At 70.1% G+C, this 11,787-nt stretch carries 13 protein-coding genes; 9 read left to right on the top strand and 4 right to left on the bottom strand.

The genetic code is table 11. The annotated features are described in order from the left end of the window. The first annotated feature begins 49 nt into the window (after positions 1–49). A complete protein-coding gene (locus tag AB0H78_RS01220) occupies positions 50–700 on the top strand; it encodes a hypothetical protein (protein ID WP_363232094.1) in 651 nt (216 codons plus the stop codon). Between the two features lie 16 nt (positions 701–716). Here the strand turns inward: AB0H78_RS01220 and AB0H78_RS01215 are convergent, their stop codons facing one another. Continuing rightward, the gene (locus AB0H78_RS01215) at positions 717–1,466 is read right to left on the bottom strand and encodes an SLATT domain-containing protein (RefSeq protein ID WP_363232093.1); all 750 of its coding nucleotides are present in this window, start codon (positions 1,464–1,466) and stop codon (positions 717–719) included. Between the two features lie 268 nt (positions 1,467–1,734). On the opposite strand from AB0H78_RS01215, the gene AB0H78_RS01210 reads away from it, so the two are divergent. Genes AB0H78_RS01210 through AB0H78_RS01200 form a run of 3 tightly spaced genes read left to right on the top strand, consistent with a single transcriptional unit; the run spans position 1,735 to position 3,442 of the window. Continuing rightward, a complete protein-coding gene (locus tag AB0H78_RS01210; RefSeq protein WP_363232092.1) occupies positions 1,735–2,088 on the top strand; it encodes a YbaB/EbfC family nucleoid-associated protein in 354 nt (117 codons plus the stop codon). Between the two features lie 55 nt (positions 2,089–2,143). Beyond that, the gene (recR, locus tag AB0H78_RS01205; RefSeq protein WP_363232091.1) at positions 2,144–2,743 is read left to right on the top strand and encodes a recombination mediator RecR; all 600 of its coding nucleotides are present in this window, start codon (positions 2,144–2,146) and stop codon (positions 2,741–2,743) included. A 42-nt stretch (positions 2,744–2,785) separates the two neighbouring features. Continuing rightward, a complete protein-coding gene (locus AB0H78_RS01200) occupies positions 2,786–3,442 on the top strand; it encodes a DUF5063 domain-containing protein (RefSeq protein WP_363232090.1) in 657 nt (218 codons plus the stop codon). Between the two features lie 50 nt (positions 3,443–3,492). Here AB0H78_RS01200 and AB0H78_RS01195 read toward each other — a convergent pair whose 3' ends face one another. Together AB0H78_RS01195 and AB0H78_RS01190 are read right to left on the bottom strand one after the other, a co-directional pair. Beyond that, positions 3,493–3,855, bottom strand: coding sequence for a hypothetical protein (locus tag AB0H78_RS01195; RefSeq protein ID WP_363232089.1), 363 nt, complete (start codon positions 3,853–3,855; stop codon positions 3,493–3,495). A 159-nt stretch (positions 3,856–4,014) separates the two neighbouring features. Next, a complete protein-coding gene (locus AB0H78_RS01190) occupies positions 4,015–4,497 on the bottom strand; it encodes a hypothetical protein (RefSeq protein ID WP_363232088.1) in 483 nt (160 codons plus the stop codon). Between the two features lie 256 nt (positions 4,498–4,753). On the opposite strand from AB0H78_RS01190, the gene AB0H78_RS01185 reads away from it, so the two are divergent. From AB0H78_RS01185 to AB0H78_RS01170, 4 genes are all read left to right on the top strand, one after another. Beyond that, positions 4,754–6,025, top strand: coding sequence for an aspartate kinase (locus AB0H78_RS01185; protein ID WP_363232087.1), 1,272 nt, complete (start codon positions 4,754–4,756; stop codon positions 6,023–6,025). After that, positions 6,022–7,080 carry an aspartate-semialdehyde dehydrogenase gene (locus AB0H78_RS01180; protein WP_363232086.1) on the top strand — a complete coding sequence of 353 codons (1,059 nt, stop codon included), beginning with the start codon at positions 6,022–6,024 and terminating at the stop codon, positions 7,078–7,080. The genes AB0H78_RS01185 and AB0H78_RS01180 overlap by 4 nt, the downstream gene beginning before the upstream one ends. Before the next feature lie 274 nt (positions 7,081–7,354). Beyond that, positions 7,355–8,044: a SigE family RNA polymerase sigma factor gene (locus AB0H78_RS01175; protein WP_363232085.1), complete on the top strand. Its 690-nt coding sequence runs from the start codon at positions 7,355–7,357 to the stop codon at positions 8,042–8,044. Positions 8,045–8,124: 80 nt separating this feature from the next. Further along, positions 8,125–9,171, top strand: a complete 1,047-nt coding sequence (locus AB0H78_RS01170; protein ID WP_363232084.1) for a hypothetical protein — start codon at positions 8,125–8,127, stop codon at positions 9,169–9,171. On the opposite strand, the gene AB0H78_RS01165 is transcribed toward AB0H78_RS01170, so the two are convergent. Next, a complete protein-coding gene (locus AB0H78_RS01165; RefSeq protein WP_363232083.1) occupies positions 9,135–9,914 on the bottom strand; it encodes an SURF1 family protein in 780 nt (259 codons plus the stop codon). The genes AB0H78_RS01170 and AB0H78_RS01165 overlap by 37 nt on opposite strands. A 76-nt stretch (positions 9,915–9,990) precedes the next feature. Between AB0H78_RS01165 and AB0H78_RS01160 the strand changes: the two genes are divergently transcribed. Continuing rightward, complete coding sequence (locus tag AB0H78_RS01160) at positions 9,991–11,778, top strand: prolyl oligopeptidase family serine peptidase (protein WP_363232082.1); 1,788 nt, start codon at positions 9,991–9,993, stop codon at positions 11,776–11,778. The last annotated feature ends 9 nt before the right edge of the window (positions 11,779–11,787 follow it).

The raw sequence follows: 11,787 nt of genomic DNA, 5'->3' as shown, positions 1-11,787 counted from the left end.
ACTACGCTGTCCCGACCATCGCACGAACCCGTTCGAGAGCGAGCCTGTCTTGGCCTGTGACCTGTGGCTGGTCCCCCTCGTCGATGTGCTGTGCCACAGCCCCGACAACCCCTTCGCCGAAGAAATCGCCGTATACGACAAGGCACTTGGCGAGGCCGGACTGCCGTCCGTCCCCGTCTTCGCCTATATGCCGGGCCTGTCCGGGGACGTCGCCCCGGTGGCGGGCTTCGACTACGACGCGCTGCACTTCCTGCGGCGGGCCTACCTGCTGAAGCTCTGTGGCCTGGAGGTCACCCCCGTCGACGATCTCGGCGGCGACTACGAACAGCTCCTGGAGATGTTCGAGGCGACGGCGCAGCAGTCCCATCTGGTCTGGCACTACGACCACGCGGGCGCGTATGTCCCCGTGGACTTCGCCTCTCCCCTGTCCAATGACGAACTCCTGGCCGGCGGGGGGCCGCTGGGCTCCGCGCAAGGCCTGCTGCGTGAGCTGGAGTTCGTGGCGGAGTCGATCGGCATCGACTCCGCCAACCCTCCCGCGCCCCCGACGCCTCCGTCCCGGCCGACATCCCTGGAGGAGCCGGCGGGCCCGATCCCGTACGACGACAGTCCCTTCGCGAGGGAACGGCATGTGTGGCTGGGTCTGCACGCGGCGGCGACCCGGAGCCTGGGCCAGGGCTCGATGATCGTCTTCAGCTGATCCCCGGGGCGGGGGCCTAGCGGGGGGACTCCGGGGGGCGCTGTCTGGGCATGTTGGGGCGGGTGCCCGGCGGGAGCGGGTGGCGGCCGGGGGGCGCCGCGCCCTCCGCGCGGAAGCCGCCCGCCCCGAGCGACTGCGTCACCAAGGGGGCCGGACCCGCCCGGAAGGCCACCATCCAGTCCGTCGTCTCCGACCGCACCAGATCCGTCACGTCCTCGGAGAACCTCCGCAGCACGCCGAGGCACCGCTCGGCCGCCTCGCTCGCCGTCCCCTCCGTGGGTCCGAGCACTTCCCGTACGCTCTCCGTCGCCCAGTCGAACTGCAGCGCCTGCAGCCGCCGTTGGACGGCCTGGGCCGTCGCCACGTCCCTTATCCAGCCGGCCGTGAGCCCGAACCAGCGGTCGCACGCCAGGCAGGCCGCCCCGGCGAGCAGCGCCAGGTATCCCCAGCCGGCCGCCCCGTCCATCGCCCCGGCCACATCGAGCAGCGGCAGCGCGGCGCCCGCGAAGGCGGCCGCCGCGGCCCCCACCCGCAGCGCCCTCGCCCCGCGCCGCTTCCAGGTGCGGTCGGCGAGGTACCACGCGGAGGTCCGCAGCGCTCCCGCCTCGACCCAGCGGTACAGCTCGTCGAGCCGCTCGGCCGGCTCCCCCCAGTCGCCCAGCGGAAACGGCCGCCCGGCCAGATCCTCCTGGCCCGCAGTCCCCGCTCCCGCACCCGCCCCCGTCCCCTCCTCGTGCTCGGGCTGCTGCATCTCCGGCTGGCTCACCCGGCCGCTCCCTCCGTGACGTACGGTGCGCGCGTGCTTGCTGTCGCGTAATGACGCGCATGCCCTTCCTACCGCCGAATGGTGGGCCATGGCGCCAATATGCTGCTATGTCCACCCGCAAGTGCTCTGTGGTCAGGTATAAGAGCCCGCGGCCCCCCGCCCGCCCTCACCCGAAAGAGTTGGTCCCTACGGTGGAGGGCGAGCCCCTCGCCGACCACGTAGGCTCGTCGCACCGTAAAAACGTCGTCGAAATGGATCGGAGTCACCTGTGATTCCCGGTGGTGGCCAGCCCAACATGCAGCAGCTCCTGCAGCAGGCCCAGAAGATGCAGCAGGACCTCGCGGCGGCGCAGGAAGAGCTTGCGCACACCGAGGTCGACGGCCAGGCGGGAGGCGGTCTGGTCAAGGCGACGGTGACCGGTTCCGGTGAGCTGCGCGCGCTCGTGATCGACCCCAAGGCGGTCGACCCCGAAACTGCATCCATTGAAGAGACGTGCGAGACGCTCGCGGACCTGATCGTCGCGGCCGTCCACGCGGCCAACGAGAACGCCCAGCAACTCCAGCAGCAGAAGCTCGGCCCGCTCGCCCAGGGGCTCGGCGGCATGCCGGGGCTTCCCTTCTAAGGGACGCTCACACCAACTACCGTACGAATACGCACACTTCGCGAAAGGCGATCCGTTGTACGAAGGCGTGGTCCAGGACCTCATCGACGAGTTGGGCAGGCTGCCCGGCGTCGGTCCCAAGAGCGCGCAGCGGATCGCCTTCCACATCCTGCAGGCCGAGCCCACCGACGTCCGCCGCCTCGCGCACGCGCTGCTCGAAGTGAAGGACAAGGTCCGCTTCTGCGCGATCTGCGGGAACGTGGCGCAGCAGGAGCACTGCAACATCTGCCGCGACACCCGCCGCGACCTCACGGTCATCTGCGTGGTCGAGGAGTCCAAGGACGTCGTGGCGATCGAGCGGACCCGTGAGTTCCGCGGCCGCTACCACGTACTGGGCGGGGCGATCAGCCCGATCGAGGGCGTGGGACCCGACGACCTGAGCATCCGCGAGCTGCTCGCGCGTCTCGCGGACGGCGCGGTCACGGAGCTGATCCTGGCCACCGACCCGAACCTGGAGGGCGAGGCCACGGCGACGTACCTCGCGCGCATGATCAAGCCGATGGGGCTGCGGGTGACCCGGCTGGCCAGTGGGCTCCCGGTCGGTGGCGACCTGGAGTACGCGGACGAGGTGACGCTGGGGCGTGCCTTCGAGGGCCGAAGGCTGTTGGATGTCTGATGGACGACACCAGGACGCATGACGACGGAGGACGACCTCACCATGTCTGACGCAACGCTCAACGCCGTCAAGGAAGACCCGGACGACTTCTCGGTGCAGATCGCCGACCAGATCGAGTCGTTCATCCTCGCCGTCACGGCCGTCTCCAAGGGCGACGACCCGGACAGCGCGGTGCCCTACCTCCTCCTGGAGATCTCCCAACTCTGCCTGGCCGGCGGCCGTCTCGGCGCGCACGAGGACATCCTTCCGGCCGACCGCTACGAGCCCGACCTCGGCCCGGAGCCCGATGTGGACGACCTGCGGGAGCGCTTCGCGCAGCTCCTGGAGCCGATCGACGTCTACTCCGAGGTCTTCGACCCGTACGAGCCGCGCAAGGCCCCCGTCGCCTGCCGTATCTCCGACGACCTCGCCGACCTCGTCACGGACCTGCGCCACGGCCTGGCCCACTACACCGCGGGCCGCACCACCGAGGCCATGTGGTGGTGGCAGTTCTCCTACTTCTCCAACTGGGGCTCCACCGCCTCGGCTTGCCTCCGCGCCCTGCAGTCGCTGGTGGCGCACGTCCGCCTGGACCAGCCGCTCGCGGAGCTGGACGGCCTGGACACGGACGAGGACCTGAGCGAGGACGCCCTCGCGGAGCAGGCCGGGCAGGTCATGGCCGAGGAGATCGCGGGCCCGCTGGGACTCCGTACCGTCTGACGCATGGGACCTGCCCGGTCCGGTGGAGCAGTGGCGCCGGGGATCAGGCTCTAGGCGACGGCGTACTCGGTGTGGCAGTCGTACTCCGCGGCGCCGTCCGTCTGGCAGGACTTGAGCGTGACCTTGGTGCCCTCGGCGATGGACAGGTTCCACACGTAGCCGGTCTGGTTGCCCTTGGTCCAGTAGTACGGGGTGCCGTTGACGTAGGCCACGACGCCCTCGCCGTTCGCCTCGTAGTCGGACACGTGCAGGTACTCGCCGTACGCGTCGAACCACACCATGTCCACGTGCGAGCCGGCCGAGTTCTCGTGGTAGATCCAGCACGACTTGCCGCCGGCGTCGCCGTCGTTGGTGGTGCAGTAGGACTCAAGCGCGAATGCGCTGCCCTGGTTCAGACCGAACAGGGCAGCCATCGCCGCGACGACGATGAAAAACCGTCGAAATTTACGCACAACACACCTCGAAAAATCGTCAAGTTCCGTTGGACCGAGCGATCTTGACATCCGGGTCCGGGCCTCGGCGGATGCGCGGAGGATTCGTGACGTGTTCGAGATACGTGCCCCCTGCCAGTACTAGCCGCGGTGGGCGAGCCACCACTGGCCGATGGTGTGGAACTTCTCCTCGAAGCGGCGGTCCGGGGCGAGGCCGCCGGCGACGGGCGCCTGCAGGCGGGTGCGGCGCCCGCTCACCTCGGTGATCATGACCGTCCTGGTCCCCAGGGTGGTCTTGATGTCGATGCCCCGGATGTCGGAGAGCGGAATGACGCGGCGGCGGAAGCTGTGGACGAGGATCGCCGACGGTGTGAGCGTGACCCCGACCCAGAGGTTGAGGGCGACCGTGAGCACGAGCACGGCGGCCAGGACCGGGATCAGGATCTGGCGCAGCGTCGTGAGGAGCCCCGTTCCGTGCGGCGCCAGGAGCAGCAGGGACTGGGACGCGAGGATGGCCGCGAGGATCAGTGCGGGCAGCAGGATCTGCTGATTGGTCGGTCTGAAGCGGATGCTGTCCGTATCGCCTTGCGTATCGCCGCCGGTGAATTGTCCGTAACCTGCCATGCCCCACCCCTGAGTTTTCCCGTACGGAGCTCTGAGTATCGGGCCTCGCGGTCCGCACCGGACGTGTGACCCGTCCCACTTTCCGCGTGCATCGCGCCGGGGCGGGCAAGTGAAGCTCTGGAGCGGGCAAGGGATTCGCACCACCACCTGTTGATCACGTCGTGAGCGGGACATCTCACGATGTGATATCGGCAGGGCGGAACCTGCCCGCTCGTTAGACTGAGCCGACCGCAGTGGAAACAAGCGAGGAGCGCACGTGGGCCTTGTCGTGCAGAAGTACGGAGGCTCCTCCGTAGCCGATGCCGAGGGCATCAAGCGGGTTGCCAAGAGGATTGTCGACGCCAAGAAGAACGGCCATCAGGTCGTTGTCGTGGTGTCGGCGATGGGTGACACGACGGATGAGTTGATCGATCTCGCCGAGCAGGTATCGCCGATTCCTGCCGGGCGTGAGTTCGACATGCTGCTGACCGCCGGAGAGCGGATCTCCATGGCCCTGCTGGCCATGGCGATCAAAAACCTGGGGCACGAAGCCCAGTCGTTCACGGGCAGTCAGGCCGGTGTCATCACCGACTCGGTCCACAACAAAGCGCGCATCATCGATGTGACGCCCGGACGCATTCGCACCGCGCTCGACGAGGGCAACATCGCCATCGTCGCCGGATTCCAGGGCGTCAGCCAGGACAAGAAGGACATCACCACGCTCGGCCGCGGTGGTTCCGACACCACGGCCGTGGCGCTGGCCGCCGCGCTCGACGCCGAGGTCTGCGAGATCTACACCGACGTGGACGGGGTCTTCACCGCCGATCCGCGCGTGGTGAAGAAGGCGCGGAAGATCGACTGGATCGGCTTCGAGGACATGCTGGAGCTGGCCGCGTCCGGCTCCAAGGTGCTGCTCCACCGCTGTGTGGAGTACGCCCGCCGCTACAACATTCCGATCCACGTCCGCTCCTCCTTCTCGGGGCTGCAGGGCACGTGGGTCAGCAACGAACCGCGAGGGGATCAGCAGGTGGAGCACGCCATCATTTCCGGAGTCGCCCACGACGTCTCCGAGGCGAAGGTCACGGTCGTCGGCGTGCCCGACAAGCCGGGCGAGGCCGCGGCCATCTTCCGCACCATCGCGGACGCGCAGATCAACCTCGACATGGTCGTGCAGAACGTGTCCGCCGCCTCCACCGGGCTGACGGACATCTCCTTCACGCTCCCCAAGTCCGAGGGCCGCAAGGCGATCGACGCGCTGGAGAAGTCCAAGCCCGTCATCGGCTTCGACTCGCTCCGTTACGACGACCAGATCGCGAAGATCTCGCTCGTCGGCGCGGGCATGAAGACCAACCCCGGCGTCACCGCGACCTTCTTCGAGGCGCTCTCCGACGCGGGCGTCAACATCGAGCTGATCTCGACGTCCGAGATCCGTATCTCGGTCGTGACGCGCGCCGACGACGTCAACGAGGCTGTACGCGTGGTGCATTCGGCCTTCGGTCTCGACAGCGACTCCGACGAGGCCGTGGTCTATGGAGGCACCGGGCGATGACCCGCAAACCGACGCTCGCGGTCGTCGGATCGACCGGGGCCGTCGGTGAGGTGCTGCTCCAGATGCTGTCGCTGCGCGCGGACGTCTGGGGCGAGATCAGGCTGATCGCCTCCCCGCGCACGGTCGGGCGCAAGCTCACCGTGCGCGGCGAGGAGGTCGAAGTCCTCCCGCTCGGCGAGGAGGCACTGGACGGCGCCGACGTGGCCCTTTTCGCGGTGCCCGACGCCGTGGCCGCGCAGTGGGCGCCGATCGCCGCCGCCAAGGGCATCGTGGTGGTGGACAGTTCGGGCGTGTTCCGGATGGATGCGGATGTTCCGCTCGTCGTCCCCGAGGTCAATCCCCATGCCGTACGGCTGAGGCCGCGCGGCATCGTGGCGTCCCCGCAGTGCACGACCCTGGCCATGATCGTGGCCGTGGGCGCGCTGCACGCCGAGTTCGGGCTGCACGAGCTGGTGATCTCCACGTACCAGGCCGTGAGCGGCGAAGGCCGGGACGGCATCGAGGCGCTGCGCCGTCAGACAGCGCTCGTCGCGGGTACGCAGCTGGGCACGAAGCCCGGTGACGTACGGCGGGCCGTGGGCGACGACACGGGGCCCTTCCCCGCGCCCGTCGCGCTCAATGTGGTGCCGTGGGTCGGCGAGGCGCGCGAGGACGGCTGGTCGAGCGAGGAGCTGAGTCTCCGCGCTGAGGTGCGGAAAGTCCTGGGTCTCGCGGACGTACGGATCACGGCGACCTGTGTACGGGTGCCCGTGGTGACGACCCACTCCCTGTCGGTCCACGCCCGTTTCGAGAACGAGGTCGCCGTCGCGCGCGCCAACGAGATCCTGGCGACCGCGCCCGGAGTCGTGCTCTTCGACAATCCGGCGGCCGGCGACTTCCCGACGCCTGCCGACGCCGTGGGCACCGATCCGGCGTGGGTGGGGCGGGTGCGGAGGTCGCTGGACGACCCGTACGCACTCGACCTTTTCCTCTGCGCGGACAACCTCCGCAAGGGCGCCGCGCTCAACGCCGCACAGATCGCCGAGGCCGTGGCCGCGGAATTGACCGCGCCCTGACATCGCTTTTTTGTACGATCTGTGAACGACCTGTGAGCAAGATGCTGGTCTGAACCACTTGATCTGGGCCGCGTGCCTGTTACACGATTCACTTCCCGCTTATCTGCAACCGACAGACGGACGGGAAGCGTCTTTGCGGTCGCCCCTGCTGCGCAAGATGCCGTGAAAATCGGGGCATTGGGGAAGTGCAGGTACGTATGTGGGCATGTGGCGCACGGGCGGAATCGATGCCACACGCGTACAACCCTGACGGGGGGAAGCGTGTCCAACTGGCGTGGCAGAGGTTCTCGAATTTCCAGCGGTGGCGACTGCGCCCCTTCGTGGCGCGGTGGTACGCCCGCTTCGGCGACCCCGCCCCTGCGGCGGTATGCCGGTGATCGCGCCCATGCCGGCCGCGCGGCCCACTCCGTCCAGCTCCTCCGTGCAGGGCATCCCGATGCCGCGCGAGGGCGCTGACGACACCATGGCCATGGGCACCACCGTCGATCACCTCACCGAGACCTACCGCGCCCATTACCGGTCGCTGCTGGGTCTCGCCGCGCTGCTCCTGGACGACACCGCCTCCTGCGAGGACGTCGTACAGGAGGCGTTCATCCGGGTGCACTCCGCGCGCAAGCGCGTCAGGGAACCCGAGAAGACGCTCGCCTACCTCCGCCAGACCGTGGTCAACCTCTCCCGGTCCGCGCTCCGCCGCCGCATCCTCGGGCTGAAGCTGCTCTCCAAGCCGATGCCCGACATGGCATCGGCCGAGGAGGGCGCCTACGACCTGCTGGAGCGCGACGCGCTGAAGCAGGCCATGCGCGGACTCCAGCGCCGCCAGCGCGAGGTCCTCGTGCTGCGGTACTTCGCCGACATGACCGAGGCGCAGGTCGCCGAGACGCTGGGGATTTCCCTGGGCTCGGTGAAGGCGTACGGCTCACGTGGCATCGCCGCGCTGCGGATTGCCATGGAGGCAACGGCATGAGCAGGTGGAACGCGGGTAGACGGGGTCCGGGACATGGGCACGAGCACCGTGACGTGAAGAACAATCAGGCTGGGAATGGAATGTCGAACGACGGGCCGGACAAGGTGGTCAACGGCCTCGATACGGACGAGCTCGCGCTCCGCCGGATGATGCGCAGCGCCGTACAGGAACTGGAGCCGTCCGAGGACGCCCTCGACCATCTGCGCCGGGCGGTTCCGGCGCGCAGGGCGCGCAAGCGCCAGGCGGTCGTCGGGGCGTGCGCGGCGGTCCTGCTGGCCGGTACGGCCGTCCCCGCCTTCATCCACGTCGCCAACTCCGGCAGCTCCTCGCAGAACAAGCCCGCCACGGCGGGACACCAGCACGCGCAGGGTGGCGCCGGCGAGCAGACCGGGTCGCAGAGCAGCGACCCGGGAGCGGACAGCGAGGCGGGCTCGGCCACCGACGACGGCACCGCCGACGGCGCCAAGGGCACGGCATCGGACGCCGCCAAGGACCCGCACGGCGCGGCCGCGGGCGGTACCGGCGCAGGATCGACCACCAGCGAGGTCGCCGGTCTGCCCGCCTGCGACCCGGGCCAGCTCCGCGTCGTCGAGCAGCACGCCGGCACCCCGGACGCCAGCGGCAAGGTCTACGGCACCTTCCGGATCTCCAACGACTCCGGCACCCAGTGCGCGGTCAGCGACGCGGGCACCGTCGGCTTCCATGTGGAGGGCGCGGCGGACGCGGCCAAGATCAAGGTGGTCGACCACACGGCGGGCGACGCGGCGACCGGTCTGCCCGACCCCTCCCAGGAGACGGACGCCGTGGCGCTGGCACCCTCCGCGACGTACGCGGTGAAGTTCGCCTGGGTCCCGACCGACACCTGCCCGTCCACCGACCCTTCGGGCAACCCCTCGCCCACGCCGACCACGTCGGCGGCACCGGATGCGGGCACGGTCGGCGGGGACTCCCTGCCGTCGGGCACGGACACCCAGCTGTCGCGCTCGGGCGACCCCGGCGCGGCCGACGGTAGCGTCGCGGTGGTGCACACGGCGGAGCCCGGCGCACCGACCGCGCAGGCCACCATCCCCAACGCGTGCGCGGGGACGATCTACCGCACCGGGGTGCTGGACTCCTCGGCCTCGTAGATCCCCAGCCGCATGTCCCTGGCGGTCTCGGCCTCGCGCCGCACCAGCCGGAACCACATGAAGACGACGAAGCCGGCGAAGACGAACCACTCGCCGGTGTAGCCGAGGTTCTGGAACGCCTTCAGGTCGAGGCCCGTGTTCGGGGGCGCGGTCGCGGGGACGGCGGTGAGGCCCGTGGTCGCCGCCGCGGTGGGGAGGGTGATCCAGGCGTCGTACACCTGGTACGGAACCAGGTTCACCAGGGATGCGGCGCTGATGATGCCGACCTGGCCGGAGGGGAGTCCGCCGTCGGTGTGCGCGCCGTCGGTCTGGTCGTTCTCCGATGCCTGCAGCGAGCCGGTCACCGTGACGTCGCCGGTGGGTGCGGCCGGGGCCTTCCTGCCCGTGGGCAGCCAGCCGCGTACGACGGGGAGGGCCTTGCCGCCCTCGGTGTGCAGCAGGGTCAGTACGTAGGCGCCGCTCTTGCCGTCCAACAGCCGCCCGGGGACGAGGAACTGCTCCCCGTACGTCCCGCTCGCGGTCGCCTGCCGGCCCGAGGTCTTCGTGTCGACGGGCAGGAGCGAGTCGAGGGGGGCCGAGGCCTGGCGGGCCGGGTCCGGTGCTTTTTCGGCGGCGGTGTGGGTGGCGACGCGGTCTTCGAAACGGCTCAGCTGCCAGGACCCCATGAAGATGCAGAAGGGGATGGCGAGGAGGACGAAGACGTTGATCCCCCACCAGCGGGGGGTCAGCAGGAACCGGTACACGGCTTCTACGGTACGGGGGCGCCTGCGGCGGGCTTCGCGGGGGTCGGCGGGGCCTGATTTTGCGCAGAATGGGGGCATGACCGCACAGACCCCTGACATGCCCGACTGGGAGAAGCGCTTTCGCGCCCCCCGTGTCGACCTTCCCGACTGGGCCGAGGACGCCCCGGACCGCGCGCTGTTCGTGTCCAATGCCACCGGGACCTATGAGCTGTACGCCTGGGACCGCGCGAGCGGCGGGCAGCGGCAGGCCACCGACCGGCCCAACGGGACCACCGACGGGATCCTCTCCCCTGACGGCGAGTGGATCTGGTGGTTCAGCGACACCGACGGCGACGAGTTCGGCGTCTGGATGCGGCAGCCCTTCGCGGGCGGCGCGGACGAGACAGCGGTCCCTGGCCTGGAGGCCTCGTACCCCGGGGGCCTCGCGCTCGGCCGGGACGGCACCGCGGTCGTCGGGCGGTCGACGGACGACGAAGGGTCCACGATCCACGTCGCACGCCCCGGAGCCCCGCGGCCCGTCGAGATCTACCGGCACCCCGAGTCCGCGGGCGTCGGCGACCTCAGCCACGACGGCACCCTCATCGCCGTCGAGCACACCGAGCACGGCGACGCCATGCACTCCGCCCTGCGCATCGTGACGCTCGACGGCGCGACGGTCACCGAGCTCGACGACACCAAGGGCGGCACCGAGGAACTGGGCCTCGCCGTCCTCGGGTTCGCCCCTGTCGCGGGCGACGCACGGCTCCTCGTCGGGCACCAGCGGCGCGGGCGCTGGGAGCCGATGATCTGGGACACGGCTTCCGGCACGCAGACCGATCTGGCGATCGACCTGCCGGGGGACGTGGGCGCCGAGTGGTATCCGGACGGCTCCGCGCTCCTCGTCTCGCACAGCTTCGAGGCACGCAGCGAGCTGTTCAGGTACGACCTCGCCACGGGCGCGCTGGAGCGGGTCGAGACCCCGCCGGGGTCGGTGTCCGGCGCCACCGCCCGACCCGACGGCACCGTCGAGTACCTCTGGTCGTCGGCCGCGCTGCCGCCCGTCGTACGGTCCACGACCGGCGCGGTCGTGCTCGACCCGCCCGGCATGAAGCCCCCGGCCTCGGTGGCGGTGGAGGACGCCTGGGTCGAGGGGCCCGGCGGCCGGATCCACGCACTCGTACAGCGCCCTGCGGGCGAAGGCCCCTACCCCACGATCTTCGAGATCCACGGCGGCCCGACCTGGCACGACAGCGACGAGTTCGCGTCAGGACCGGCGGCCTGGGTCGACCACGGCTATGCGGTGGTGCGGGTCAACTACCGCGGCTCCACGGGATACGGCCGCGACTGGACGGACGCGCTCAAGCACCGCGTCGGGCTGATCGAGCTGGAGGACATCGAGGCGGTACGGCAGTGGGCGGTCGCCTCCGGCCTCGCCGACCCCGCCCGGCTCGTCCTGGCGGGCGGCTCCTGGGGCGGCTATCTGACCCTGCTCGGCCTCGGCACCCAGCCGGACGCGTGGGCGCTCGGGCTCGCGGCGGTTCCGGTGGCGGACTACGTCACGGCGTACCACGACGAGATGGAGGCCCTGAAGTCGATGGACCGCACGCTGCTCGGCGGAACGCCGGAGGAGGTCCCGGAGCGGTTCGAGGCCTCGTCACCGCTGACGTACGTGGACGCGGTGCGGGCTCCGGTCTACATCTCGGCGGGGGTCAACGACCCGCGCTGCCCGATCCGGCAGGTCGAGAACTATGTGGAGCGGCTGGCTGCGCGGGGGGCGGTGCACGAGGTGTACCGCTACGACGCGGGGCACGGGTCGCTGGTCGTGGAGGAGCGGATCAAGCAGGTGCGGCTGGAACTGGACTTCGCGGCGAGGCACCTGCGGTAGCAGGCGGGG

This window comes from Streptomyces sp. NPDC050738, assembly GCF_040654175.1.
GTDB lineage: Bacteria > Actinomycetota > Actinomycetes > Streptomycetales > Streptomycetaceae > Streptomyces.
Note: the sequence above shows the minus strand (reverse complement) of the source record. Positions and strands in the feature narration are given on the sequence as shown.

Excerpts from the sequence above, each read along its gene's own strand:
- AB0H78_RS01200 (WP_363232090.1), top strand. The coding sequence starts at position 2,786 with ATGTCTGACGCAACGCTCAACGCCGTCAAGGAAGACCCGGACGACTTC.
- AB0H78_RS01195 (WP_363232089.1), bottom strand. The coding sequence starts at position 3,855 with ATGGCTGCCCTGTTCGGTCTGAACCAGGGCAGCGCATTCGCGCTTGAG.
- AB0H78_RS01190 (WP_363232088.1), bottom strand. The coding sequence starts at position 4,497 with ATGGCAGGTTACGGACAATTCACCGGCGGCGATACGCAAGGCGATACG.
- AB0H78_RS01180 (WP_363232086.1), top strand. The coding sequence starts at position 6,022 with ATGACCCGCAAACCGACGCTCGCGGTCGTCGGATCGACCGGGGCCGTC.
- AB0H78_RS01170 (WP_363232084.1), top strand. The coding sequence starts at position 8,125 with ATGTCGAACGACGGGCCGGACAAGGTGGTCAACGGCCTCGATACGGAC.
- AB0H78_RS01160 (WP_363232082.1), top strand. The coding sequence starts at position 9,991 with ATGACCGCACAGACCCCTGACATGCCCGACTGGGAGAAGCGCTTTCGC.